This is a genomic window from Exiguobacterium sp. SH0S2, from assembly GCF_004337185.1.
Classification (GTDB): Bacteria; Bacillota; Bacilli; order Exiguobacteriales; family Exiguobacteriaceae; genus Exiguobacterium; species Exiguobacterium aurantiacum_A.
The window spans coordinates 15,499-39,907 of the sequence record NZ_SJVB01000004.1 but is presented as its reverse complement, the minus strand read 5'-3'; the positions used below and the strand labels follow the sequence as shown (position 1 = coordinate 39,907).

General features: G+C 52.7%; 25 protein-coding genes. 2 read left to right on the top strand and 23 right to left on the bottom strand.

Translation table 11 applies throughout. The annotated features are described in order from the left end of the window. Nucleotides 1-136: 136 nt before the first annotated feature. Nucleotides 137-1,228 (top strand): RNA-guided endonuclease TnpB family protein, encoded by a 1,092-nt coding sequence (locus EVJ21_RS10720; RefSeq protein WP_131466050.1) that lies wholly within the window; start codon nucleotides 137-139, stop codon nucleotides 1,226-1,228. A 260-nt stretch (nucleotides 1,229-1,488) separates the two neighbouring features. Here EVJ21_RS10720 and EVJ21_RS10715 read toward each other — a convergent pair whose 3' ends face one another. The 19 genes from EVJ21_RS10715 to EVJ21_RS10625 form a co-directional block, all read right to left on the bottom strand. After that, entirely contained in the window at nucleotides 1,489-2,346 is an 858-nt protein-coding gene (locus tag EVJ21_RS10715; RefSeq protein WP_070329354.1) for a DMT family transporter, read from the bottom strand. Nucleotides 2,347-2,450: 104 nt separating this feature from the next. Further along, complete coding sequence (rlmH, locus tag EVJ21_RS10710) at nucleotides 2,451-2,930, bottom strand: 23S rRNA (pseudouridine(1915)-N(3))-methyltransferase RlmH (RefSeq protein WP_016509065.1); 480 nt, start codon at nucleotides 2,928-2,930, stop codon at nucleotides 2,451-2,453. Between the two features lie 83 nt (nucleotides 2,931-3,013). Next, a complete protein-coding gene (locus EVJ21_RS10705; RefSeq protein WP_070329353.1) occupies nucleotides 3,014-3,175 on the bottom strand; it encodes a CxxH/CxxC protein in 162 nt (53 codons plus the stop codon). Nucleotides 3,176-3,212: 37 nt separating this feature from the next. Continuing rightward, entirely contained in the window at nucleotides 3,213-4,481 is a 1,269-nt protein-coding gene (locus EVJ21_RS10700) for a S1C family serine protease (RefSeq protein WP_070329352.1), read from the bottom strand. 49 nt (nucleotides 4,482-4,530) lie between these two features. Then, nucleotides 4,531-5,322 carry an MBL fold metallo-hydrolase gene (locus tag EVJ21_RS10695; RefSeq protein ID WP_070329351.1) on the bottom strand — a complete coding sequence of 264 codons (792 nt, stop codon included), beginning with the start codon at nucleotides 5,320-5,322 and terminating at the stop codon, nucleotides 4,531-4,533. 13 nt (nucleotides 5,323-5,335) lie between these two features. Beyond that, nucleotides 5,336-6,160, bottom strand: a complete 825-nt coding sequence (locus EVJ21_RS10690; RefSeq protein WP_070329350.1) for a two-component system regulatory protein YycI — start codon at nucleotides 6,158-6,160, stop codon at nucleotides 5,336-5,338. Continuing rightward, nucleotides 6,147-7,532 (bottom strand): two-component system activity regulator YycH, encoded by a 1,386-nt coding sequence (gene yycH, locus EVJ21_RS10685; protein ID WP_131466048.1) that lies wholly within the window; start codon nucleotides 7,530-7,532, stop codon nucleotides 6,147-6,149. Before yycH ends, EVJ21_RS10690 begins: the two co-directional genes overlap by 14 nt. Continuing rightward, nucleotides 7,532-9,373: a cell wall metabolism sensor histidine kinase WalK gene (walK, locus tag EVJ21_RS10680; RefSeq protein ID WP_071398690.1), complete on the bottom strand. Its 1,842-nt coding sequence runs from the start codon at nucleotides 9,371-9,373 to the stop codon at nucleotides 7,532-7,534. The genes yycH and walK overlap by 1 nt, the downstream gene beginning before the upstream one ends. Nucleotides 9,374-9,376: 3 nt before the next feature. Next, nucleotides 9,377-10,087, bottom strand: a complete 711-nt coding sequence (gene yycF, locus EVJ21_RS10675) for a response regulator YycF (RefSeq protein WP_070329347.1) — start codon at nucleotides 10,085-10,087, stop codon at nucleotides 9,377-9,379. A gap of 118 nt (nucleotides 10,088-10,205) precedes the next feature. Further along, nucleotides 10,206-11,495, bottom strand: coding sequence for an adenylosuccinate synthase (locus EVJ21_RS10670; protein WP_070329346.1), 1,290 nt, complete (start codon nucleotides 11,493-11,495; stop codon nucleotides 10,206-10,208). Between the two features lie 173 nt (nucleotides 11,496-11,668). Next, on the bottom strand, nucleotides 11,669-13,021 hold the full coding sequence (dnaB, locus tag EVJ21_RS10665) for a replicative DNA helicase (protein WP_070329345.1): 1,353 nt from the start codon (nucleotides 13,019-13,021) through the stop codon (nucleotides 11,669-11,671). 17 nt (nucleotides 13,022-13,038) lie between these two features. Beyond that, nucleotides 13,039-13,482 carry a 50S ribosomal protein L9 gene (rplI, locus tag EVJ21_RS10660; protein ID WP_070329344.1) on the bottom strand — a complete coding sequence of 148 codons (444 nt, stop codon included), beginning with the start codon at nucleotides 13,480-13,482 and terminating at the stop codon, nucleotides 13,039-13,041. After that, a complete protein-coding gene (locus EVJ21_RS10655; protein WP_070329343.1) occupies nucleotides 13,479-15,470 on the bottom strand; it encodes a DHH family phosphoesterase in 1,992 nt (663 codons plus the stop codon). Before EVJ21_RS10655 ends, rplI begins: the two co-directional genes overlap by 4 nt. 150 nt (nucleotides 15,471-15,620) lie before the next feature. Then, entirely contained in the window at nucleotides 15,621-15,851 is a 231-nt protein-coding gene (rpsR, locus tag EVJ21_RS10650; protein ID WP_015880232.1) for a 30S ribosomal protein S18, read from the bottom strand. A 41-nt stretch (nucleotides 15,852-15,892) separates the two neighbouring features. Then, nucleotides 15,893-16,408, bottom strand: a complete 516-nt coding sequence (ssb, locus tag EVJ21_RS10645; RefSeq protein WP_131466046.1) for a single-stranded DNA-binding protein — start codon at nucleotides 16,406-16,408, stop codon at nucleotides 15,893-15,895. A gap of 37 nt (nucleotides 16,409-16,445) precedes the next feature. After that, nucleotides 16,446-16,733, bottom strand: coding sequence for a 30S ribosomal protein S6 (gene rpsF / locus EVJ21_RS10640; protein WP_016509090.1), 288 nt, complete (start codon nucleotides 16,731-16,733; stop codon nucleotides 16,446-16,448). A gap of 130 nt (nucleotides 16,734-16,863) precedes the next feature. After that, nucleotides 16,864-17,964: a redox-regulated ATPase YchF gene (gene ychF / locus EVJ21_RS10635; RefSeq protein WP_131466044.1), complete on the bottom strand. Its 1,101-nt coding sequence runs from the start codon at nucleotides 17,962-17,964 to the stop codon at nucleotides 16,864-16,866. Between the two features lie 153 nt (nucleotides 17,965-18,117). After that, nucleotides 18,118-18,321, bottom strand: coding sequence for a DUF951 domain-containing protein (locus EVJ21_RS10630; RefSeq protein WP_016509068.1), 204 nt, complete (start codon nucleotides 18,319-18,321; stop codon nucleotides 18,118-18,120). Next, nucleotides 18,311-19,249, bottom strand: coding sequence for a mechanosensitive ion channel family protein (locus tag EVJ21_RS10625; RefSeq protein WP_131466042.1), 939 nt, complete (start codon nucleotides 19,247-19,249; stop codon nucleotides 18,311-18,313). The genes EVJ21_RS10630 and EVJ21_RS10625 overlap by 11 nt, the downstream gene beginning before the upstream one ends. Before the next feature lie 170 nt (nucleotides 19,250-19,419). On the opposite strand from EVJ21_RS10625, the gene yyaC reads away from it, so the two are divergent. Beyond that, nucleotides 19,420-20,046, top strand: a complete 627-nt coding sequence (gene yyaC, locus EVJ21_RS10620; protein ID WP_070329339.1) for a spore protease YyaC — start codon at nucleotides 19,420-19,422, stop codon at nucleotides 20,044-20,046. On the opposite strand, the gene EVJ21_RS10615 is transcribed toward yyaC, so the two are convergent. From EVJ21_RS10615 to mnmG, 4 genes are all read right to left on the bottom strand, one after another. After that, nucleotides 20,019-20,801 (bottom strand): ParB/RepB/Spo0J family partition protein, encoded by a 783-nt coding sequence (locus tag EVJ21_RS10615; RefSeq protein WP_131490462.1) that lies wholly within the window; start codon nucleotides 20,799-20,801, stop codon nucleotides 20,019-20,021. The two genes, yyaC and EVJ21_RS10615, sit on opposite strands and share 28 nt — an antisense overlap. Before the next feature lie 42 nt (nucleotides 20,802-20,843). After that, nucleotides 20,844-21,722 carry a nucleoid occlusion protein gene (noc, locus tag EVJ21_RS10610; RefSeq protein ID WP_070329337.1) on the bottom strand — a complete coding sequence of 293 codons (879 nt, stop codon included), beginning with the start codon at nucleotides 21,720-21,722 and terminating at the stop codon, nucleotides 20,844-20,846. Between the two features lie 79 nt (nucleotides 21,723-21,801). Further along, nucleotides 21,802-22,518: a 16S rRNA (guanine(527)-N(7))-methyltransferase RsmG gene (gene rsmG / locus EVJ21_RS10605; RefSeq protein WP_071398682.1), complete on the bottom strand. Its 717-nt coding sequence runs from the start codon at nucleotides 22,516-22,518 to the stop codon at nucleotides 21,802-21,804. 4 nt (nucleotides 22,519-22,522) lie between these two features. Next, complete coding sequence (mnmG, locus tag EVJ21_RS10600) at nucleotides 22,523-24,409, bottom strand: tRNA uridine-5-carboxymethylaminomethyl(34) synthesis enzyme MnmG (RefSeq protein ID WP_016509084.1); 1,887 nt, start codon at nucleotides 24,407-24,409, stop codon at nucleotides 22,523-22,525.

The window sequence follows — 24,409 nt, the reverse complement described above, 5'->3', positions numbered from 1 at the left end:
CATAAACCTCTTGGCCACCCCTGTGACAGATATGACGAACAGAAGTTCGTGATTCCGTCAGATTTCCCTTCCCCCGCCGCGGGTATCGGATGAGGAAGACGTTCATCACGATCATCGGCCGAGAGGAGGCGGAGACATGCTGAAGGGCTACAAATACAGGCTCCACCCGACGGCGGCACAGGCCGAGTTCCTCGTCAGGACGATCGGCTGCGCCCGCTTCGTCTACAACAAGCTGCTCGAGGACCGCATCACCATCCACGAGGAGGCGAAGGCTGGGACCGGCCCGAAGCGAAAACTGCCGACACCCGCCTCGTACAAGCCCCTGTTCCCGTTCCTCGCCGAGGCGGACAGCCTCGCGCTCGCGAACGCGAAGCTTCACCTCGACGCGGCGTTCGCGAAGTTCTTCGCCGGGACGGCCGGCTTCCCGGTGTTCAAGTCGAGACGGAAATCGCGCGCCTCCTACACGACGAACAACCAGCACGGCACGATCCGCATCGAGGGGGACCGGGTCCGGCTCCCGAAGGTCGGGTTCATCCGCTTCACACAGCACCGAATTTTCGACGGCGAGATCCGCTCGGCGACCGTGTCGATGACGAAGACGGGCAAGTTCTTCGTGTCGCTCCTCGTCGAGCAGCCCGACGAGCCCTGGGTCCCGGCCGAGCACAAGATCGGGATCGACCTCGGCCTCGGGCACTTCGCCGTCATGACGAACGACGCGCTCGTGACGGAGAAGGTCCCGAACCCGCGCAACCTGCGCGAGGCCGAGGAACGGCTGAGACGGGCGCAGCGCTCGCTCTCCCGCAAGAAGCCCGGCAGCCGGAACCGCGAGAAGGCGCGGCTCCTATTGGCCAAAAAGCATGAAAAGGTACGGAACCGCCGACATGACTTCCTCCACAAGCTGTCACGACGCATCGTCGACGAGAACCAAGTCGTCGTCGTCGAGACGCTGAAACCGAGGGAGATGATGCAGGACCGCCGCCTGGCGAGGTCGATCGGGGACGCCGGATGGGGCGAGTTCGTCCGCCAGCTCGCCTACAAATGCAGGTTCCACGGCCGCACACTGATCCAGGCCGACCCGTGGTTCGCCTCGACCCAGGTTTGTTCGGCCTGTGGCGAGAACGGCGGCAAGAAGGACCTGCACGTCCGCGAGTGGACATGCGCCGTATGCGGCACGCACCATGACCGCGACGTCAACGCGAGCCTCAACCTGTTGCGCCTCGCCGACTGAAACACTCCAGGGTAGGGACTGCCCGACGAGCTTGGTCCACAACCGTGGCTGGTCAAAGCACGGTCTTCCCAAGAAGCTCCCACTTCAAGTTGCGAAGCAAATAAGTGGTGAGTAGTTCACCCTTCCAACCTTTCTGTCTAGAAAGAGTTATCATCAAATGTGGGTTTTCAATTTATTATAGTGACTGATTTTTGGTGTTTCAATACACATAATTACTTCAGATAACTCCTAGCGACGGCTACGATGTCTATGAATTCACTCTAGCCTTTCTTCACGCTTAAGACGGTCACAGTTATCAATATGATCGCCATTCCACATAGTTGAACAACGTTGAGTGTTTCACTGAGGAGAAAAAATCCAAAAGAGGACGCAGTGACTGGCTCGACCATGGCAATAACAGAAGCTGAAGTTGGCGACGTTTTCTCCAAACCTACTACGTATAAAAAGAAGGATAAACCCGCACCAAAGATCCCTAATAGAATCATCCAGAACCAGTCTGGTGAGTAAATGACGGATACTGCTTCATTCAAATCTGTGAAGAACAACATGATGAACGTAAACGTAAGAAAAGCGATTGCCAAAATCCCTTGTGGTTCTCCATGCTTTGAAGCATATTTAAAACCAAAAATAAACAACGCATATGATAGTCCAGCGCCTAGGCCCGCTAGAAGTCCAATCGTTGTAACCTGATCAGAGCCGACATTGTAAACTTCCGTCAGCAAGACGACACCAACCATCACGAAAGCGATTGCTATGAATTTGAAGAGAGACGGTTTTTCCAGATGAAATATAAACGAGATAAGGAGAACAAAGATAGGTGCCGTGTACATCAAGGCCGCCGCTACGGCGACGCTTGATTCTGAGATGCTAACAAAGTAAAAAACAAAGTTTCCTACTATCCCAATGCCTGCTACGACGGCCCAAAGGCATAAACGCTTGTTTAACCGGACTGGTCGAAATGCAAACCAAATTAGAAGACATATTAACCCTACAGTTCCTCTGTAAAAAGAAACGACCAAAGGGTCCCAACCTTTATCCATTAAAAAACTGCCAAGTCCACCGGAGATACCCCATAAAATTGCCGATAAAGCCACTAACAACAGGCCCTTATTAAGCATATTATTACCTCCACATTCCTCATTTAATCTATGTGGAGGTAACTATACCTTTTAATCAAAAATTTATAACTTGATTTTGGTGCAGTTTACGACTAAATTCTCATTTATTTATGGTACGGTTCATTCCGATTGATCCGATACGCCCGGTAAATCTGCTCACACAAGACGAGCTTCATCAATTGATGCGGGAACGTCATCTTCGAGAACGAGATCGTATCGTCCGACCGTTTCATGACGTCGTCGGATAAGCCAAGCGACCCACCGATGACGAAGGCGATTTTGCTCTTGCCGTACGTTGCCAACTTGTCGAGCTCACGGGCGAATTCTTCACTCGTCCGCTGCTTGGCATCGATGGCGAGAGCGATGACGTGCGTGTCCGGACTGATTTTCGCCAAAATCCGCTCGCCTTCTTTTTGTTTTACTAGAAACATGTCGGCTTCACTCAAATGTTCGGGCGCTTTCTCGTCCGCAACCTCGATTTCATGCACTTTCGCGTATGCCGACAGACGCTTCGTGTACTCCGCAATTCCTAGTTTCAAATATTTTTCTTTTAATTTGCCGACCGTGATAATTGAAATATTCATCCAATTCTTCCTTTTTCCACAGTTTTTTCGGAGTTATCCATAGGGTTATCCACAGAGTTATCCACAAATCCACATGTTGACAATCATTTTTTGCTTGACACAACATATGTTGCGTCGGCTTCGCAGAACTCACATTTGACTTGTCCACTTGTGGATAGTTCTTCGAGTAACGGGTACTCCCCCGTCTCATCGACAATGATGTCTAAAGCGATTTCAACATGTTCCTTGCATACTTTTTTTTCCACAAATTTTCCTCCTTAAAAAAGAAGCGTCGCCGCTCCTTTACGTTGCTTCTGTTAATGTGGCCTCGGTCGTTTCTGCCTTGCCTCGCCGTGTATATTCGATGACGATGTTATCCCCGACCGCGGCGTCTCGGTACAAAGCGTCACGTAAATCGACGTAACGTTTAATCTCACGGTCGCCGATCTTCGTGATGACGTCCCCGACGCGAAGCCCCGCTTGTTCGGCCGGACTACCGGGTGTGATCGCTTCGACGAACACCCCGTCCTCTTTGTCAAAACTGATGCCGTATTCTTCCCGGACATTGCCCGGGACGGCGATGACTTCTTGGATCGTGACGCCGAGCTGAGCCCGTGTCACCCGTCCGTCACGCTCGAGCATGTCGATGACCGGTAGCGCCACGTTGACCGGGATCGAGAAGCCGACCCCTTCGACGCTCGCTTCGGCGATCTTCATCGAGTTGATGCCGACGAGCTCACCGCGGATGTTGATGAGTGCCCCGCCTGAGTTGCCGGGATTGATGGCGGCGTCGGTCTGGATGACTTCGGCGTTATAGTCCATGAGACCGTCCGCGTTCGTATCAACCGGCACGGTCCGTTCGACACCACTGACGATACCACGCGTGACCGAGTTTGAAAAGACGCCGAGCGGGTTGCCGATCGCCATCACGGTCTCGCCGGCCTGTAGCACCGTCGAATCGCCGAGCACGATCGGATTGACGTCGATATTCTCCGGAAGTTTCACGGAGGCGACCGCCAAGTCGTTGAGCGGGTCTTCTCCTAAAATCGTGGCCGGTGCGACTTGCCCGTCCGCGAAGGCGACGTTGATCTCGTCCGCTTCCTCGATGACGTGGAAGTTCGTGACGATGTACGCCGTGTCCCCGTCGACTTTATAAACGACACCAGAGCCCGCACCGGCCTCCCATTGCGAGTCCGAGGTGAAGGCACGCTGGATGTTCGTGATGCTGACGACGGACGTCTTCGCGCCCGTGACGGCGGCCGTGATGTCCGACTCCGTGACGGTGACGGCTTGCTCGGTACGGACCAGCTCGTTTGTAACAAAACGAGAGGTCGGCGAATCCCAGAGCATCATCGCGAAAAAGAATAACGCCGCTCCTAAGAATCCGCCAACCCCTCCGAGTAATAACGGTTTTACATTCAGCCGTGGCTTATGGCGCACGTGTTCCTCTTGCTTTGGACGCCACTCGCTTCGGGATGGATAAGTCGATGGTGAATCGTTCATTGATGCTGCTTCGTGCTCTAAAGGTTCGACGTCTTGAGGTTCATACTCATGGTGTCTCTCTTCGTTCACGACGCGCCCCCCCTTCAGGACAGTGTTACCTGTCTTTTCCCAAGTTCGCTTATAAAGAAACGAGCGGACATGGGATTAATGGGTCGGTGTCATGCAATTTGATGCGTCCAAGATCGACGTCACGCATGCCGAGCGTCTGTGCGACGCTCATCTGCGCGAGTTCTTTCATATTGTTGTCTTTACTGAGGTGGGCCAAAAAGATCCGTTTCGTCCGCTCACCGATGACCTCGCTCATCGCGATGGCGGCGTCTTCGTTCGAGACGTGGCCATAGTCCCCGAGGATGCGCCGTTTGACGCTCCACGGGTACCGACCCATCTGTAGCATCGAGACATCATGGTTCGACTCAAAGATGAAGTCGTCCGCGCCGCGGATGAGCCCTTTCATCCGGTCCGAGACGTACCCGGTGTCGGTGATGTGGGCCAGCCGCTTGCCGTCATGGGCGAACTGATAAAACATCGGGTCGGCCGCATCGTGGCTGACGTTGAACGACTCGATCTCGATGTCCCCGAACTGTTTGACGTCACCGACCTCGAAATGAAACTTCAAGGCCGGATCGATCTTCCCGATTTTGTCTTCCATCGCTGCCCACGTCTTCGTGTTCGCGTAGATCGGCAAGTTGTACTTTCGGGCGAGGATCCCGACTCCTTTAATATGGTCGGAGTGCTCATGTGTGACGAGCAGTGCGTCGATACCCTCGAACGACTGGCCGATGTCTGTGATGCGTTGCTGCATCGCCTTGCCGGTCAATCCGGCGTCGACGAGCAATTTCGCCCGGTCCGTCTCAATATAGAGCGCGTTACCGGTCGAACCGCTCGCGAGCACACTGTAGCGTAAAGTCACTCGATCACTCCTTTCAGTCTTCTAAATTAAATTCAACCCGTTCGACCGTCCCATCGATGGCATTGACGAAATATACGTTGTCGTCGATAGCGATCGACCAGAGCGGCGGCATGATGATCAAACTGCCGGAACTATCGAGCGGTAAGCTATAAAACCCGGTGTTGATGGCGCGCATCTCTTGGTTCGGCTGGAAGTACTTCCGGGCCGCGAGTTGTGAGATCGCCTCGCTCGCCGTCAAGACGAGGTCGTCTTGCGATTTCGACGACAAGTTCGTCAAATGGCGCTGCTTGTAGTCCGTCACTTCGTAGTTTTCATTCAATTGAAGCAATAACAGGGACGGACCGATATATGTCTCCGTGTCCGCCTCGATTTCCGGGTTCGAGAAAATCTTATTGTTTTCATACGTCTGAACGAACGCGAGTTGGCGCGTCTCTTGGTCAAACCGCCAGTAGGCGTACTCTGACCCGAACGGCACGTAATCGGTGACGAATGTCGACGCCGTCGTCCGCAAGTCGTTCTCGTCGAGTGGGACGGCTTGTTTGAGCTCGACTTCAAGCTGCATGTTGTCGAGCGTCGTCGCTAATTGTACTTCACGATTTTTCGTGATCATCGACGCCGACATCTGCTCAGACGAGCCGGTCAAATAACCAATATCCCGTCCCATCCGTGGCAATTTCGATGCGTCGACGTCACGTTGGTCCAAGATTTGGGCGATTGACGTGTTATCGCTCGTCACAACCTCGGTCGCCCACGTTTCCGTCAAGAGCTGGAACAACAAGTAGATGTTCAGCGCGAGGAAGGCGAAGATTAAAATCGTTTTCGCTTTACTCCAATCCACGGTACATCATCCTCTCTGTCCAATCTTCCGGCTTGTCGTAAGGGATCCATCTCCCGGCTTCACGGACGAACCAGTTCGGGGAGAACGTGACGTAACGACTCGCGTCTTCATTGTATTCGATCTCATAACCGAGACGAATCTCAGTCACGTTTTCGAACCGGTCTGCGTTGACGAGCGTATCGATGACGTCTTGCCCGTCTGCAAGCTGTGTCGTCCCGACCGAGATCAACCGGTCGATTTCGAGATGATGACGCGTGATGGACCGGACTTGTGCCCCGTCGTTTTCAACGCGCAGTGTGGATAAGTCGATCGCATCGTTGTTGATAAACGCATCACGTTGGCTAAAGACAGGGTGCCCTTTCACGTGAAACCGAAACACGGTCGTCTCAAAGCCTTTGTTCGCTGGTGTGATCGCATCGAAACGAAGGGACAGACCTTGACTCTCTGACGTCTCATCGACCCAGCCGCCATGAAAGTTGACGAAGTCGACGATCGTATCAAGCCCGATCGCCGACTCGCGCTCGGTGCTATTGCGTGACAAGTTGCGATAGCGGCTCGCGTTCAACGTCGCGTCATACTCGGCGACGCTGATCCCGTTCGTGAGTGCGCCGATCGAACTCGCTGGATCGACTTCTTGAACGTTCGGGTCACCAGGGAAGAACGTATCGCGCATCCAATCAAGGCGTGCCGAGATTTGGATTTGTGAGACGTCATACGCGAACAGCTCGTTCATCTCAGGCCCGACGACCGGGATATAGTTGACCCGCTCGTCCGTGTACGTGACCCGTTGCATCGCACGGTTCGAATCTTTTAAGAACAAACTGTTGACGTCCCCTTGTCCGGCTTTAGAGAGCCGACCTTCCCACAGCGACTGATCGCTCATGATCGCCCGGACTTTCCAGACGTTGTCGTCCATGAAGATGAGCGCCCGTTGCGGTACTTTCCCTGACAGGCTGTAAGACCCGGGCAGAATGTAACTGAGCGTGTCCGCATAGTATGGTTCCGGTAAAATCAGTTCAACTGCCTCGTTGACACCGGCATACAAGCTCGGTACGTTTTTGGCGGCGAGCGGTTTAAACTCGTTCGCCTCGAATGCGTCGCGAATGACCCGAGCGATTTGCTTCGGCGTGTTCTTCGTCGCAAAGACAGCGTTGTTCTCGTGGACGACCGTCTGGGTTGGCACAATAATTTGCCTCGCCTGACGTTGCAGCGACTCGTCCACCGTCGCCACTTGGGTCTCGGATTGGACCGATTGATACTTCGGATGGTAATCCCAAAGGATGACCGTTTGGACGATGGACGTGACGATCAAGGTAAGCAAGACGAGCGATTTCACCAGCTCTGGCTTCGCCCAGAAACGTTTTCGTCCCATCAGTCATTCACCTCCACGATCGTATCGAACGGGATGGTGAAGTAAATCGTCGTCCCACGTCCAAACTCGCTCTCCGCCCAAATGTCGCCACCGTGGGCTGAAACGACTTCCTTGGCAATCGACAGACCGAGTCCGGTCCCGCCGATATTTCGCGCTCGGGCCTTGTCGACCCGATAGAACCGTTCAAAGATTTTCTTCAAGTTCGACTTCGGAATTCCGACACCTTCATCTTTGATACCGATGACGAGACGTTTCGCCCGCAGCATCGTCCGGAACGTGATCGTCCCGCCTTCTGGCGAGAACTTGACCGCGTTCGTGATGATGTTGTCGATTACTTGGGTCATCTTATCTTGATCGGCGTGCACGTAGACGCGACGCTTCATGAGCTTCCGGCGGAACTGGATCGTTTCGCCTTTCGTCATCTCATGGCGCTCGATGATATCGTTGAAGAATTGGATGAAGTCAAACTTCACTTTTTGCATCGTATACTCTTTACTGTCCATCTTCGAGAGCTGGAGTAAGTCGTTGACGAGACGAATCATCCGTTCGGTCTCGTTTTGAGTCGTCTCAAGGAACCGCGGTGCGAGCTCATCATCTTTGTACGCGCCTTCGGCGAGCACTTCGAGATAGCTCCGCATCGTCGTGAGCGGCGTCCGCAGCTCGTGGCTGACGTTGGCGACGAACTCACGGCGGTCTTGTTCGACTTGCTCTTGCTCGGTCACGTCGTGCAAGACGACGATGAGACCAGTGATCGGACCGCTATGTTTTTGAATTGGTGAGAAGTAGGCGCGGACGAGGAACAATTCTTCGTCCGTACTGAGATCGATCAATTTCGCCGGCATCGTCCCGTCTTCCGGGATGACGATCTCATCATCAAACTCGAGCAGGCTCTGCAGGTTCGACCCCATCGCCTCTTCTTCGGCGACACCGATCATATCGCGGGCCTGGTCGTTCATGAGGATGACGCGGAGCGAACGGTCGGTCGCGACGACACCGTCCGACATGTTCTCTAACACACTCGTCAAGCGGCGTCGTTCGGCCTCGGTCGTCGCGTTCGCCTCCATCAGTTCGTCGGTCAGTTCGTTAAAGGCGTAGGCGAGTTGCCCGACCTCATCGTCGGAATAGACTTTAACTTTCCGCGAGAAGTTTCCTTTTCGCATCTCGACGGCTTGACGACGCATGTCCGCAATCGGCCGCGTGATCGTCCGTGACAGCAAAATTCCGAGGATGGACGTGATGATCAAGGCGATGAGTGTACCGGTCGCAAGGATCCTCGTCACTTGCTCCATCTGGTTGTAAATCGATTGCATCGACGCCTCGATATAGATCATCCCGGTCGTCGTCCCATCGACCTCGGATTTGATCGGGACGGCGACGACGCGCATCCGCTCGTTCGAGTCCTCATAGACGAGCGTCTCTTGCGCACCGCTTGTCGCGAACGATTTTTGAATGAACGAACTCGCCGTCCGTTGTCCGACGAGGCTTTGGTTGTTTTGGTTCGAAGTCGCCCGGACGACACTGTTCGTGTCGATAATTTGGACTTCGCGAATATCGTCAGCTAGCGTCGTGCTCTCCGTAAACTCAGACAGCAGTTGATCCAGTACCTGGTTCAACTGCTGATCAGTAGTCGAGTCACCGCCGTTCGATGCGATCCCTTCACTGACGTTGTAGCTCAGAAGGTTGGCCCGATCGACGAGCGACTGCGAGAAGTTGTTGATGTATTGTCGTTCGAGGGAGCGTACGAAGTACACTCCGATGACTTGCATCGCAACAAGGATGAGCAGCGCATAGATGACGACGAGCTTCCACTGGATAGATTTAAAGAAGTTCGTCCGTTTCATCGTTTAGTCTTCTTCTCCCGCTTTTAAATAGTACCCGACACCGCGGCGCGTAATAATATACGTCGGCGTGCTCGGGCTGTCTTCGACCTTCTCCCGCAAACGGCGGACCGTAACGTCGACCGTACGCACGTCTCCGAAGTAGTCGTAACCCCACACCGTCTGAAGCAAATGCTCGCGCGTCATCACTTGGCCGATGTTTTGGGCCAGGTAATGGATGAGCTCGAATTCACGGTGCGTCAGTTCAATCTTCTCTTCGCGTTTCGTGACCATGTATGAATCCGGATGAATCGTCAAGTCACCGATCACGATATCGTTCGCGTTGGCGCCTTTCGCTTCGACAGCCGGTGCCGTCGCGTGACGACGCATGTTCGCTTTGACGCGGGCTAAGAGCTCGCGTGAGCTGAACGGCTTCGTGACGTAGTCGTCGGCGCCGAGTTCGAGGCCGAGTACTTTGTCGATCTCTGAGTCTTTCGCCGTCAACATGATGATCGGCATATCATACTTCTTACGCACTTCACGACACACTTCCATGCCGTCTTTGAGCGGGAGCATGATGTCGAGCAAGATCAAATCAGGTTTGACCTCCTCGACTTTCACGAGTGCCTCTTCCCCGTCATAAGCGACGTGGACGACATAGCCCTCTTTTTCAAGTTTAAACTTCAATATATCAGCGATTGGTTGTTCGTCATCTACCACTAAAATCGTACGATCCATTCAGTGAGTCCTCCTCTATCGTTAAACGTACACGTCCTATTGTAACTCTTTTTCAATGGGTTAGAAAGCGTGGTCCATTTCCACGGAAATGAAAAAAGAGCCGCGAGGGCTCTTAGTCTTATGCTTCGTAGATGTCACGCAAGATGACTGTCTGTTCACGCGCCGGTCCGACCGAGAACGTCAACAGTTCGATGCCCGTCAACGCTTCGATGCGCTTGACATAGCGCTGTGCGTTCACCGGCAAGTCTTCGAACTTGCGAACCCCTGTGATGTCTTCCGTCCAGCCCGGGAGCTCTTCAAACACCGGCTCACACTTCTCGAGGACGCGGAAGTTAGGCGGGTACTCATCGAGGAGCTTACCTTCGTACTCGTACGCCGTACAAATTTTAAGCGTCTCAAGACCTGTCAACACGTCGATCGAGTTGAGGCATAGGTCAGTGATGCCGCTGACACGACGCGAGTGGCGGACGACGACCGAGTCGAACCAACCGACACGGCGCGGACGTCCTGTCGTCGTACCGTACTCCTTACCGACTTCACGAATCATGTGACCGATCTCGTCATCGAGCTGGGTCGGGAACGGGCCGTCTCCGACGCGCGACGTGTACGCTTTACAGACGCCGACGACGTGGTCGATCTTCGAAGGTCCGATTCCGGCACCGCTCGATACCCCGCCTGACGCCGCGTTCGACGATGTGACGAACGGGTACGTCCCGTGATCGATGTCTAACAGCACACCTTGTGCGCCTTCGAATAGGATTTTCTGTTCTTCGTCGAGCGCATCGTTCAACACGACCGATGTATCACACACGTACTTGGCAAACTGTTGGCCATACGCATAGTATTCTTCAAAGATATCATCGAACTCGACCGCGTCGACTTCATACATCTTGACGAACATCCGGTTTTTAATTGCGAGGACCGTCTTCAGTTTCTCGGCGAACACTTCCTTGTCGAGCAGGTCAGCGATCCGGATCCCGATCCGTGCCGCTTTGTCCATGTAACAAGGGCCGATCCCTTTGAGTGTCGTCCCGACTTTCGCGTCACCTTTCGCATCTTCTTCAAGCTTGTCTTGAAGCTGGTGATACGGCAAGATGACGTGGGCCCGGTTTGAGATGCGGAGGTTGTCCGTGCTCACGCCGCGCTCATGTAAGTATGCAAGCTCTGTAATGAGTGACTTCGGGTTGACGACCATTCCGTTCCCGATGACACATGTCTTGTCCGAATAGAAGATCCCCGATGGAATCAAGTGAAGTTTATACTTCGTATCATTGAAGACGATCGTATGACCAGCGTTGTCTCCCCCTTGATAACGCGCGACGACGTCGGCTTGTTTAGACAAGAAATCGGTGATCTTCCCTTTTCCTTCATCGCCCCACTGCGTTCCCACTACGACTACTGATGACATAATGAATCCTCCTTGTAGATAAACGTTCTGTTCAAACCATTGGTAAGTGTACACTTGCCACTTCAGAAAGTCAACCTAATACCGAACGATAATTTTATGTATTACCCTTTCGTTCGTTATTGACTCGCATTCAATTACTATTTCCCCGATTCTACAAAAAAACACCACCGATCTCACATCGGTGGTGCGAAAGCTTGCGTCTCCATGTTGACGAACTTGTTGTACTCTTTCCGGAACGAGAGTTTGACCGTCCCGGTCGGACCGTTACGCTGTTTGGCGATGATGATCTCGATCGTGTTGGCATCTTCACTCTCTTTATCGTAATAGTCGTCCCGGTACAAGAAGGCGACGATATCGGCATCTTGCTCGATCGCTCCGGATTCCCGGATATCCGACATCATCGGCCGTTTGTCTTGACGGCTCTCTACGCCACGCGAGAGCTGCGACAAGGCGATGACCGGTACTTGGAGTTCCCGGGCGATCGCTTTGAGCGTACGCGAGATCTCAGAGACTTCTTGTTGCCGGTTCTCGCCCGGTTTGCCGGTCCCGACAATGAGCTGCAAGTAGTCGATCATGATCATGCCGAGACCGTACTCTTGCTTCAAGCGGCGGCATTTGGCCCGAATCTCGTTGACGCGAAGACCTGGTGTATCGTCGATAAAGATACCGGCCTGTGATAACGACGACATCGCGAGCGATAGCCGTCCCCAGTCCTCAGACTCGAGTCGACCGGTCCGCAGACGCTGCGCGTCGATATTGCCTTCCGCACAGAGCATCCGCATGACGAGTTGTTCAGCACCCATCTCAAGACTAAAGATGGCGACGTTCTCGCCCGTACGAACCGCGACGTTTTGCGAGATGTTGAGGGCGAAGGCCGTCTTCCCGACAGAAGGACGGGCAGCCACGATGATGAGGTCGTTACGCTGGAACCCGGCCGTCATCTTGTCGAGGTCACTAAAGCCGGTCGCGATCCCCGTGATCTCACCGCTCGATTGATGCAGCTTCTCAATCGTCGAATAGGCATCCGACAAAACCGAACCGATCGAATGGAAACTCGATTGGCCTTTCCGTTGCGAAACTTTTAAAATGTTTCGCTCGGCATCAGATAGCACCGCATCGACTTCGTCTTGACGCTCGTATCCGTCCGAGACGATATTCGTCGCCGTCCGGATGAGACGCCGGAGCGCCGCCTTTTGATCGACGACGTTCAAATAGTACCCGATGTTCCCGATGGCAGGAACCGCCTCGGCGATTTCGGCCAAGTAGTTCAATCCACCGATCTCATCGAGGATTCCTTGTGATTGGAGCTCCGAACTGAGCGTGACCAAGTCGACGAGTTCCCCGCGGTCGTTGATCTTCAGCATCGCTTCGAAGATCCGTTGATGGCTGACACGATAAAAGTCGTCCGGGTCGACTCGTTCCGAGGCCGTGATCAGCCGGTCAGAATCGAGAATAACTGCCCCAAGGACGGCTTGTTCCGCCTCAACGCTATGTGGCGGAGTATTGACTTGAATCGCATCACTCATTCGTTTCTACCTCGCCTTCAAGCTTCTTGAACATGTACGTTTAACAGTGCCGTGACGTCATGGTGCAACTTCACGGGCACTTTTGTGAAACCGAGCGCTTTGATCGGATGTTCAAGTTCGATTTTACGCTTATCGATCTTGTAGCCCATCCCCTTGAGCGCTTCACCAATCTGTTTGCTCGTTACCGAGCCGAAGACACGGCCGCCTTCGCCTGATTTCGTCTTGACGACGATTGTCTCTTTTTCAAGCTTGTCTTTCAACTGTTGCGCGGCTTTCAGCTCTTCTTCGGCTGCTTCCTCGGCACGGCGTTCTTTCGCTTGAAACGCCTTCAAGTTGCCTGGTGTCGCCTCGACTGCCAAGTTTTGCTTGAAGAGTACGTTTTTTGCGTAAGCATCGGCGACGTTTTTCACGTCCCCTGCCTGTCCTTGACCTTTAACATCTACTTTTAAAATGACTTTCATTCCGATTCCTCTCCCTCGTTTTCATCTGTCGTGTAATGATCGATCGCTTCTTTTAACAGCTGCTTCGCCTCGTCGCGACCCACGTTCAACTGCGTGGCCGCGTTCGTCAAGTGGCCGCCTCCGTCGAGCATCTCCATGATGACTTGAACGTTGACGTCACCGAGCGAACGGGCACTGATCCCGGTCCGACCGTCTGGCAAGATGGCGATGACGAACGACGCCTTGACGCCTTCCATGTTCAGGAGTTGGTCCGCCGATTGGGCGATCAACACTTGATGATGGGCCTCGTCGTCTGAAGCGACCGCGATTGCCATACCGCCTGCATAAATGTCGGTATTCTCTAGAATATGCGACTGTTCGATATAAGAATCGAGGTCTTGCCGCATGAAATGTTGGACGAGCACGGTGTCCGCTCCTTGAATCCGGAGGAATGAAGCGGCATCAAACGTCCGCGACCCGGTCCGGAGCGTGAACCCTTTCGTATCGACCATGATTCCGGCAAGGAGCGACGTCGCCTCTAAAATCGACAGTTTGCGGGTACCCGCTTGATATTCAATCAACTCTGTCACGAGTTCACACGTCGACGACGCGTAAGGTTCCATGTAGACGAGCACCGGGTCCTCGATAAACTCTTCGCCGCGACGATGATGGTCGATGACGACGACTCGTTCGGCCCGGTCTAAAAGATCCCGTGAGATGACGAGTGAGGGACGATGCGTGTCAACGATGACGAGAAGTGTTTGGTCATCGATGAGCGGTTGCGCCTCAAACTCCGTCAAAAAGCGGCTGTACAAGTCTTCATCATTCTCGACTTCATGGACGAGCCGTTGAATCCCGACACTCGTCTCGCCGGCCGGGATGACGACGTACGCCTCACGACCGACAAACTCAGCGAGCTTCATGATTCCAATCGATGCGCCGAGCGAATCCATGTCCGGGTTTTTATGTCCCATGATGAGGACACGGCTCGACTCTCGAATCAAATCACGCATCGAGTTCGAGATGACGCGGGCACGTACCCGCGTCCGTTTCTCGGTCGGATTCGTCTTGCCGCCGAAGAAGCGGACTTTTCCGTTATGACGTTTGACGACGACTTGGTCACCACCGCGTCCGAGCCCTAAATCGAGGCTCGATTGGGACAAGTTGCCGAGTTCGGTCAGCGTCGTCTCGCCGCAGCCGATACCGATCGAGAGCGTGAGCGGAATTTTATGTTCCTTCGTCGCTTCCCGTACCTCATCAAGAATCGAGAAGCGATTGTTCTCGAGTTCCGAGAGCGTTCGTTCGTTCATGACGAGGAAAAACCGGTCGGCAGCCGTCCGCCGCATATAAATGTGATATTTTTGCGCCCACTGGTTCAAGAGAACGGTCACACGGCGGTTGATTTCGCTGCGGACCTGTTCATCGACAGCAGTCGACATCTCATCGTAGTTGTCTAAGTAGAGGACGCCGATCACTGTCTGCGTTTCAGAGTACTTCTGTTCAATCTCCGCCTCGTCCGTCATATCGAACAAGTACAGCGTTTGATATTCCTTATTGTACAAGACACGGTATACACGGTCCCCGACTTCAATCGTCGCCTCGTCCTCTTCCTCCTCGATCAACTCCGTAAAGGCCGAATGAATCGAGTCGATCGAGATGCCCAGTTCCATCTCAAGTTCAAAGATGAGTCGGGACTGTTCATTGAACCAACTGATGCGCCGGGTCTCATCGAATATTAGAATCCCGATCGGCATACTCGTGAGCGCTTCTTTGCCGACATCCTCAATCCGATGTGAGAGCGAGTGGACATAACGTTCCCACGCTTTGCGTTCTCGCCGGATCGTCACTTGCTGATACGTGAAGAAGATCAGCGTGCCCACGAACAGGGTGATTGCCGCCACAATGCTGTAGAACGCCAATCCTAACGAAACGAGCATTCCAATCACATACGGAATCGCGTAACGTGCGTATTGGTTCTTCACTGATGTTATTGCTTCACCACTGTGCATGTGTGCCTCCTAAAATGAGTGCCGAGCACTCATGATGTCTAAATGGTTTCTGCTCTATCATACCATATCTGCCGGTTTCACTTACACTCCTACGTGGAGACAGAAAACAAAAAAACGACTTACCCCAAAGGATAAGCCGTGTGTCAAACATTACTCTGCAACGTATGGAAGCAAAGCCATTTGACGTGAACGCTTGATAGCGACAGTAAGTGGACGTTGGTATTTCGCTGAAGTACCAGTCACACGACGTGGAAGAATTTTCCCACGCTCTGAAACGAAGCGCTTGAGCAATTCTACGTCTTTATAATCGATATGAGTGATGTTGTTCGACGTAAAGAAACATACTTTACGACGACGACGACCTCCTGGACGACGTGCCATGTGAAGACCTCCTTTATTAGTTTAGTTTCGAATCGACGCGATCAAAATGGTAGATCGTCATCCGATAAGTCGATTTTGCCGCCACCCGAGAACGGATCTGCTTCAAAACCTTTGTTTGAAGATTGGTTTGAGGACTGAGATGAAGTCGAAGAAGCGGCTGCGCCCCATCCTGATCCACTTGACTCACCACCACCGAAAACATCTCCCGCTGGTGCTGTATCACGTTGCGCTGAGGCACCGCGTGGTTCAAGGAAGCGTACGCTATCTGCTACGACTTCTGCCCGGTAACGACGTTGGCCATCTTGACCCTCGTAACTACTGATTTGAAGGCGACCGTCTACGCCGGCCATGCTGCCTTTTTTCAAATATTGCGCCACGTTCTCTGCTTGTTTGCGCCAAACGACACAATCAATAAAGTCCGCCTCACGCTTCCCATCTTGTCCAGTAAATGGACGATCGCAAGCGAGAGTGAAGCGAGTTACGGCGATTCCGCTCTGCGTATAACGCATTTCTGGATCGCGTGTCAATCGACCAACTAACACAACTCGGTTAATCATCTCAAAGCTCCCCTTTCACAATATGAAGCGTCAAGAATCAACGCTCATCTTTAGTTGTCATTTGACGGACAACGTCATCAGAGATCTTCATGAGACGCTCTGTTTCTTGGATCGCTTTAGGTTCAGCAGTGATGCTAAGAAGAACATAGTATCCTTCGCGCATTTTGTTGATCTCGTAAGCGAAACGACGTTTACCCATATCTGTTGTTTTTTCAACAGTACCTCCGTTTTCAGTGATGACGTTGTTAAAACGTTCAACCAACGCTTTTTTAGCTTCCTCATCAACTGATGGACGGATAATGTAAAGTAGTTCATATTTACGCATTATCTTTCACCTCCTCTTGGACTAGCGGCTCCTACCGGTTGCAGGAGCAAGGAGCAAACAATTGTTTTACTCACGTCATAATATAATATCAAACTTATTTGCATTTTACAATACGTTTCAAGGAAATGTCTTAAACATTGAAGCGGAACGTGACTACGTCGCCATCTTCGAACACATATTCTTTACCTTCTGAACGCAACTTGCCTTGCTCTTTGACGAGTGCCATGTTGCCGGCAGCCGACAAGTCTTCGTACGAGACGACTTCTGCCCGGATGAATCCGCGCTCAAAATCCGAATGGATGACGCCGGCACACTGAGGAGCCTTCATCCCTTGTTTGAACGTCCAAGCACGGACTTCTTTCTCACCTGCCGTGAAGTATGTGGCGAGACCTAGCGTCGAGTACGCGGCATGGATCAGCTGATCGAGGCCAGACTCTTCAATCCCGAGGTCTTGTAAGAACTCAAGGCGCTCTTCTGGCTCAAGCTCAGAAATTTCTTCCTCGATGCGCGCGCAGATGACGATCACTTTCGCATCTTCCGTCGCGGCGTGTTCACGTACGGCTTGCACGTACTTGTTGTTGTCCGAATCTGCGACTTCGTCTTCGCTCACGTTCGCGACGTAAAGCATCGGTTTCATCGTCAACAGTTGGAAGTGTTTGACGATCGCGAGTTGGTCTTCCGTCAATTCGGCTACACGGGCCGGGCGCTCTGATTCGAGGACCGCTTGGACAATCTCGAGTGCTTCAAGTTCTTGGGCGGCCCCTTTATCTTTTGACTTCACCATTTTTTGAACGCGCGTGATGCGCTTGTCGACAAGTTCGAGGTCCGCCAAGATGAGCTCGAGGTTGATTGTCGTGATGTCATCGATCGGCGATACTTTACCGGCGACGTGGGTGATGTTGTCATCTTCAAAACAACGGACGACTTGGCAAATCGCGTCCACTTCACGGATGTTGGCTAGGAACTTGTTCCCGAGCCCTTCTCCTTTTGATGCTCCTTTGACGATTCCAGCGATATCTGTAAATTCGAACGCTGTCGGTACCGTCTTCTTCGGTTTGACGAGTTCCGTCAACCGGTCCAGACGTGTGTCCGGTACTTCGACGACTCCGACGTTCGGGTCGATTGTAGCAAACGGATAGTTGGCCGCTTCTACACCTGCTTGCGTGATAGCGTTAAATAATGTCGATTTCCCGACGTTCGGTAACCCGACGATTCCTGCTGTTAATCCCACTTATATTTCCTCCTCATCCGGCGTTTCCCGGGAAATGTTGATCCGTCTGTGGAGTGGGTACGTTCAGTACACCACACCGTCACATCCTTCACAATTATAGATAGTCCTCGATTAAACCGCAACTCACGGTTGCAACATAGAGAAGAACGCCACTTATTCAGCGGCGTTCTCTTGTTTAAGCACTTTTTTCAAACGTTTGTCAAAGTCACGTCGCGGCATTAAGACGCTCGCTCCGCAGCCTTGACATTTGATTCTGATGTCCATCCCGACCCGTGTGACTTGCCAACGGTTCGTCTGACAAGCGTGTGGTTTCTTCATCTCTACAAAATCGTTTAACTCATACGATTTAGCCTGCATTTTCGGGCGCTCCTTTAGTCGAAGTGGTTGGAGGCATCATGACCGTGCGTGGATATGGAATTTCAATCCCGCGCTCATCAAGTCCGGCCTTCAACTCTTTATGCAAAATCCGGCCTGCCGCGAAATGTTGCGTCGGCGGCACTTCGGCCATGAGACGGTACACGACTTCCGACGGTCCGAGCGACTGCACGCCTGCGAGTGTGATCGGTTCGATGAACAGATCGTAATACTTTTCCTCGACCGCTTTCGCGATTTCTTTCAGCGCTTTTTCGACCCCTTCTACCTCTTCCTCATAAGCGACCCCGATATCGACGACAGCGACGCTGTTCTCAAGCGAGTAGTTCGTCACTTGCATGATTTGACCGTTCGGAATGATCGTCACTTGTCCGTTCAATCCTCTAAGTTTCGTCGTCCGGATGCCGACTTCAATGACGGTCCCGTCGACTTGTTGGTTCAAGTTCACATAGTCCCCGTTCTTGTACTGGTTCTCAAAAATAATGAACGCGCCTGTGATGACGTCTTTGACCAAGTTTTGGGCACCGAACGAGATGGCGAGACCCGCGACCCCGGCCGATGCGATCAAACCAGCGATATTGACCCCGAATTGACCGAGTACGGTCAAAATCATAATGAGCCCGATCACATAACGGATCGTGTTTTGCGCCAGTTTCAAAAGCGTTTCATTTTGTCGTTGCGCCACGATGTTATCTTCATGGATTTTACGTAACGTGAAAACGCGCTGGACCATCGACGTCAATATTCTTGTCGCCGCATACAACGCCACGATGATGAGCACGACCCCGGTCAGCTTAATCCCAAGGGCGATCCACATCTCTGTATCTTGAAAATACGCGACGAAGCGGTTGACGTTATTAATCGTCTCGTCGGCCACCGTACTTAAATCTGTTTCTGTATTCTGTGAAGCCATGTTGTCACCTCTAAAGTCATATATTCTAACCCATCAAACCACAATTGATGACTTTTCTCAAACCCTACATCCGGACGTTATAAGTTTCCTTGTTCCGGGAATGGGTTAATACGATATCCTTCCGCAAATGCAACTAGATCACAAACAGCTTAGAAGAGAGGATGAGATTCATGCCGTTTCGCCTAAAACCTCATAAACCATACTCTTTCTTCATCGAACATACTGAACGGAGTGGATCCAAACTTTTTGCTGACCAGCTTCACGAACAGTTGGCGAGCGAGACACACCGTCCGATCGTTCTCGTCTGCATCGGATCCGACCGTTCGACCGGAGATTCGCTCGGTCCCCTCGTCGGTACGTTTCTCGAGGAAAAAATGGTTCGGAACTTGCACGTCTACGGGACACTCACGAAACCGGTCCACGCATTAAACCTAGTAGAAACACTCCATGAGATTCAGACACGCTTTCACCGTCCGCTCATCATCGCCATCGATGCCTGCCTCGGCCGCTTATCGAGCGTAGGTTACGTCTTCTTCTCGGAAGGCCCGCTCGCACCGGGCGCTGGCGTTCAAAAAGAACTCCCCTCGGTCGGCGAATACAACATCAAGGCGGTCGTCAACGTGAGCGGCTTCATGGAGATGATGATTCTACAAAACACGCGTCTCCACCTCGTTTACGAACTGGCGCGCTTCGTCACCGCCGGATTCGTCGAATTCGATTCGCGAATCGGAAACATCCACCATGAAGAGGCTGCGTTCACAAGACTTCGTCAATCACGTGACGAATCAAAATCTTGAGGTGACAACAGCGTCAACAAATGTTCCAAGTCTTCCTGCGAAAAATATTTCAACTCGAGGACGCCGCCTTTTCGACGTGACCGAATCGAGACATCCATTTGAAGACGTTCCGCAAGCACGGCCTCGACGGCTTCGACGTCTGAGTCTGAGCGTTTGAGCGTCTTTTTTTCTGTGCGCTCTTTTTGCAAATGGCGCTCGAGCCGGCGGACCGTCCACTGCTCAGCAATGACACGTCGCGCGATTTGTTCCATCGCCGCCTCCGACTTCATGCCGGTGATGGCACGGGCATGACCCATCGTCAGTTCTCCGACCATGACCGCGTGTTGGACCGCGCTCGGCAGTCTCAGGAGCCGGAGGCTGTTCGTCACATGGCTCCGGCTCTTCCCGACACGTGCGGCGAGCTGTTGTTGCGTCAGCCCTAATGTCTGCATGAGTTGCTCATAGGCGAGCGCTTCTTCGATCGCGTTCAAATCAGCCCGTTGGATGTTCTCGATTAGCGCGAGCTCCATGACCCGATCCGAGTCGGCCGTAACGACGAGCGCCGGAATGTCTTCCTTCCCGGCAAGCCGCGCCGCCTGATAGCGCCGCTCCCCAGCGATGATCTCATAATAGCCGCTCGCCTTACGGACGACGATGGGCTGTAAGACACCGTACCGTTCAATCGATTGTCGCAACTCTTCTAGCTTCTCGGCTTCGAATTGCTTCCTTGGTTGGTTCGGGTTGGGACGGATAAATTTGAGCGCTAACTTTTCCATCGTGACGCCTCCTTGTTCATGATTTATAAAAAAAGCACGAGCTCACTTTTGTGGCCGCGCTTTTGGGATTCGGATTCGAATTTCAACAAACTCTTCTTCATCGACTTCTTCGGTTTGAACTTCGATACCGGTTTTCCCGATCAAATCAATCGAGTCACGGATCGTGTTGATCGCGATTCGAGTGTCTCGGGCAAAACTTTTCGTCCGCCGGCGTTGCTTCTTCGGTTTCCGTTTTTCTTCTTCGATCGGTGTCGTCAAGAACGCGACACGCTGTTCCGTCTCTTTGACGTTATAGTCTTCTTCAAGGATCTCCGTGAGTACTTGAATTTGCAGCAACTCTTCTTTGAGCGGCAAGAGCGCCCGGGCATGTCGTTCGTTGATTTGACGGTCACGTAAACATTGTTTGACGTCGTTCGGCAGCTTCAAGAGGCGTAACTTGTTCGCGATTGTCGACTGGCTCTTACCAAGGCTCTTCGCGAGCGCGTCTTGCGTCAACTGTTTCATCGACAACAACCGGTCATACGCTTCCGCTTCTTCAATCGGGCTAAGCTGTTCGCGTTGTAAGTTTTCGATGAGCGCCAAGGCGGCCGTTGTATCGTCATCCATGTCACGGACGATAGCCGGAATGACGGACCATCCTAACGATTTGACCGCACGAAAACGACGCTCCCCAGCGATGATCTCATAGCGGTCCCCTTCCGCCTTACGAACAACGATCGGCTGAAGCAATCCGTGCTCTTCGATCGTGACGGCCAACTCTTCAATCTTAGCCGGTTCAAATACTTTACGCGGTTGATAACGGTTTGGAAGAAGTAATGCTAAAGCGATTTCTTGGACCGTGTCGTTCGGTTTAACTTGCGTCATTTCCGTGACGGCCACTTCTTGACGACTTCCGAACAGTTTAGCAAATGTTTTCTTCAACGTCGGCACCCCTTTATGTAAAAAATAAGCAGATTCCACCACTGGAATCTGCTTTTAGTTTCACGTGAAACAAGAATACTCAGATTAGCGGCTCTTTCGCAGGCGTTCCCGCTTTACGCGGATATTTCCCGGGCGTTTTACGTAATTTATCTACAATTACGATATTACGCTCACTCATCTCTCCTGGCAATAGGAACTGGTGTGTCGCTTTTACTTTCCCACCGAGCACCGCCAAGGCATTCTTCGCGTCCACAAGTTCGTCGGAAACTTTCGCGGCTTTGAGCGCCACGAACGTTCCGCCGACTTTTGCGAGCGGTAGACAGTACTCGGCGAGCACCGTCATCCGCGCGACGGCACGGGCCGTCACGACATCAAATTGCTCACGGAATTTTTTATTTTTCCCGAACTCTTCAGCGCGTCCGTGGTGGAACGCGACGCCATCTAGCTCGAGAGCGAGGGCGAGTTCGTTCAAGAACGTGATGCGCTTGTTGAGCGAATCGACAATCGTCACATGTAAGTGCGGGAACAAGATTTTGAGCGGTAAGCTCGGGAATCCTGCCCCGGCGCCGACGTCACATACCGTCTCGACGGTCGTGAAGTCGAAATGAAACGCAGCGCTCAGCGAATCGTAGAAATGCTTCAAATAGACTTCTTCTTTATCCGTGATTGCCGTCAAATTCATCTTCTCGTTCCATTCGACGAGCATCTCGAAATACCGTTCGAACTGGGCGAGTTGTTTCTCGCTCAGTTCGAACCCTTCTGCCTGTAAGGCTTCAATAAATTGGGATTGATTCATCGTTTCACTCCACCGTTGCGTATTGTCCCTGCTCGATATAGACAAGAAGAATCGATACGTCGGCCGGGTTCACCCCAGAAATACGTGACGCTTGTCCAATCGAGAGCGGACGAACTTGTTTCAATTTTTGTTGCGCTTCCGTCGCAAGACCACTGATCGCGTCATAGTCGAGCTTCTCAGGGATGCGCTTCTCTTCCATACGACGCATTTTTTCGACTTGCTCGAGCTGTTTCGAGATGTAGCCTTCATATTTCACTTGAATCTCGACTTGTTCAGCTACTTCGAACGGCACTTCGACCGGAGCCGGTGCAAACCGCGTCAGCGTCGCGTACGTCACTTCGGGCCGCTTCAACAAGATGTTGGCATGTGCTGCTTCTTTGAGCGGGTTCGCCCCGACTTCTTCCAAAATCGCATTCACTTCAGCAGACGGTTTGATCACGAGCGACTGGAGCCGCTTCACTTCCGCAGCGATGGCTGTACGTTTGTCTTCAAGATTTGCATGGCGCTCAGCCGACAACAAACCGACTTCGTGTCCGATGTCGCTGAGGCGAAGATCGGCGTTATCGTGGCGAAGGAGCAAGCGATATTCGGCACGTGACGTCAGCAGACGATACGGCTCGTTCGTCCCTTTCGTCACAAGGTCGTCGATCAAGACACCGATATACGCTTGCGACCGGTCCAAAATGACCGGGTCTTTCCCGAGCACTTTGCAGGCGGCGTTCATACCGGCCATGATACCTTGCCCGGCTGCCTCCTCGTATCCGCTCGTCCCGTTGATCTGCCCAGCCGTGAACAGACCGCTGACCGTCTTCGTCTCGAGTGTCGGCCAAAGTTGCGTCGGTACGACCGCGTCGTATTCGATCGCGTAACCGGGGCGCATCATCTCTGAGTTCTCAAGACCCGGGATTGTCCGAAGCATCTGGTGCTGAACGTCTTCCGGCATGCTCGTCGAGAAGCCTTGGACGTAGATTTCTTCCGTGTCGCGGCCTTCTGGCTCGAGGAAGATTTGATGACGCGGCTTGTCGTTGAAACGAACGACTTTATCTTCAATCGACGGACAGTAGCGTGGCCCTGTCCCTTTGATCGCGCCCGAATACATCGGCGAACGATGCAAGTTCTCGTCGATCAACTGGTGCGTCCGCTCGCTCGTATACGTGAGCCAGCATGGGATCTGTTCGATCGGATTGAGATCGGTCGACGTGTAAGAGAAGAGCGACGGGTTCTCGTCCCCCGGCTGAATCTCCGTTTTTGAATAATCGATCGTCTTCCCGTCGATTCGCGGCGGCGTACCCGTCTTGAAACGAACAAGTTCAAGCCCGAGTTCTTCGAGATGCTTCGACAGCTCGACAGAAGGCATTTGGTTGTTCGGACCGCTCTCATAAGACAGTTCTCCGATGATGATCTGTCCGCGCATGAACGTACCGGTCGTGACGATGACCGCGTTCGCCCGATACTCCGAGCCTGTGTTCGTGATGACGCCTCGCACTTGCCCGTCTTCGACGATGAGACGCTCGACGAGTGCTTGACGAAGCAACAGGTTCGGCTCGTCTTCAAGTACTTTCTTCATGTGATTTTGATATTGGAATTTGTCCGCTTGCGCCCGTAACGCACGCACCGCTGGACCTTTTGATGTGTTGAGCATTTTCATTTGAATATATGTCGCGTCAATCGCTTTCGCCATCTCGCCTCCGAGGGCATCGATTTCACGAACGACGATCCCTTTAGCGGGACCTCCGATCGACGGATTGCAATACATAAACCCGACCATGTCCGGGTTCATCGTGAGCATCGCTGTCTTCGCGCCCATGCGCGCCGACGCAAGTGCCGCTTCGATCCCCGCGTGACCGGCTCCGATGACGATGACGTCAAACTCGCCTGCCGTGTAAGCCAT

Excerpts from the sequence above, each read along its gene's own strand:
- EVJ21_RS10720 (WP_131466050.1), top strand. The coding sequence starts at position 137 with ATGCTGAAGGGCTACAAATACAGGCTCCACCCGACGGCGGCACAGGCC.
- EVJ21_RS10715 (WP_070329354.1), bottom strand. The coding sequence starts at position 2,346 with ATGCTTAATAAGGGCCTGTTGTTAGTGGCTTTATCGGCAATTTTATGG.
- rlmH (WP_016509065.1), bottom strand. The coding sequence starts at position 2,930 with ATGAATATTTCAATTATCACGGTCGGCAAATTAAAAGAAAAATATTTG.
- yycH (WP_131466048.1), bottom strand. The coding sequence starts at position 7,532 with ATGGGACGAAAACGTTTCTGGGCGAAGCCAGAGCTGGTGAAATCGCTC.
- walK (WP_071398690.1), bottom strand. The coding sequence starts at position 9,373 with ATGAAACGGACGAACTTCTTTAAATCTATCCAGTGGAAGCTCGTCGTC.
- yycF (WP_070329347.1), bottom strand. The coding sequence starts at position 10,087 with ATGGATCGTACGATTTTAGTGGTAGATGACGAACAACCAATCGCTGAT.
- EVJ21_RS10670 (WP_070329346.1), bottom strand. The coding sequence starts at position 11,495 with ATGTCATCAGTAGTCGTAGTGGGAACGCAGTGGGGCGATGAAGGAAAA.
- dnaB (WP_070329345.1), bottom strand. The coding sequence starts at position 13,021 with ATGAGTGATGCGATTCAAGTCAATACTCCGCCACATAGCGTTGAGGCG.
- rplI (WP_070329344.1), bottom strand. The coding sequence starts at position 13,482 with ATGAAAGTCATTTTAAAAGTAGATGTTAAAGGTCAAGGACAGGCAGGG.
- EVJ21_RS10655 (WP_070329343.1), bottom strand. The coding sequence starts at position 15,470 with ATGCACAGTGGTGAAGCAATAACATCAGTGAAGAACCAATACGCACGT.
- rpsR (WP_015880232.1), bottom strand. The coding sequence starts at position 15,851 with ATGGCACGTCGTCCAGGAGGTCGTCGTCGTCGTAAAGTATGTTTCTTT.
- ssb (WP_131466046.1), bottom strand. The coding sequence starts at position 16,408 with ATGATTAACCGAGTTGTGTTAGTTGGTCGATTGACACGCGATCCAGAA.
- rpsF (WP_016509090.1), bottom strand. The coding sequence starts at position 16,733 with ATGCGTAAATATGAACTACTTTACATTATCCGTCCATCAGTTGATGAG.
- EVJ21_RS10630 (WP_016509068.1), bottom strand. The coding sequence starts at position 18,321 with ATGCAGGCTAAATCGTATGAGTTAAACGATTTTGTAGAGATGAAGAAA.
- EVJ21_RS10625 (WP_131466042.1), bottom strand. The coding sequence starts at position 19,249 with ATGGCTTCACAGAATACAGAAACAGATTTAAGTACGGTGGCCGACGAG.
- yyaC (WP_070329339.1), top strand. The coding sequence starts at position 19,420 with ATGCCGTTTCGCCTAAAACCTCATAAACCATACTCTTTCTTCATCGAA.
- EVJ21_RS10615 (WP_131490462.1), bottom strand. The coding sequence starts at position 20,801 with ATGGAAAAGTTAGCGCTCAAATTTATCCGTCCCAACCCGAACCAACCA.
- rsmG (WP_071398682.1), bottom strand. The coding sequence starts at position 22,518 with ATGAATCAATCCCAATTTATTGAAGCCTTACAGGCAGAAGGGTTCGAA.
- mnmG (WP_016509084.1), bottom strand. The coding sequence starts at position 24,409 with ATGGCTTACACGGCAGGCGAGTTTGACGTCATCGTCATCGGAGCCGGT.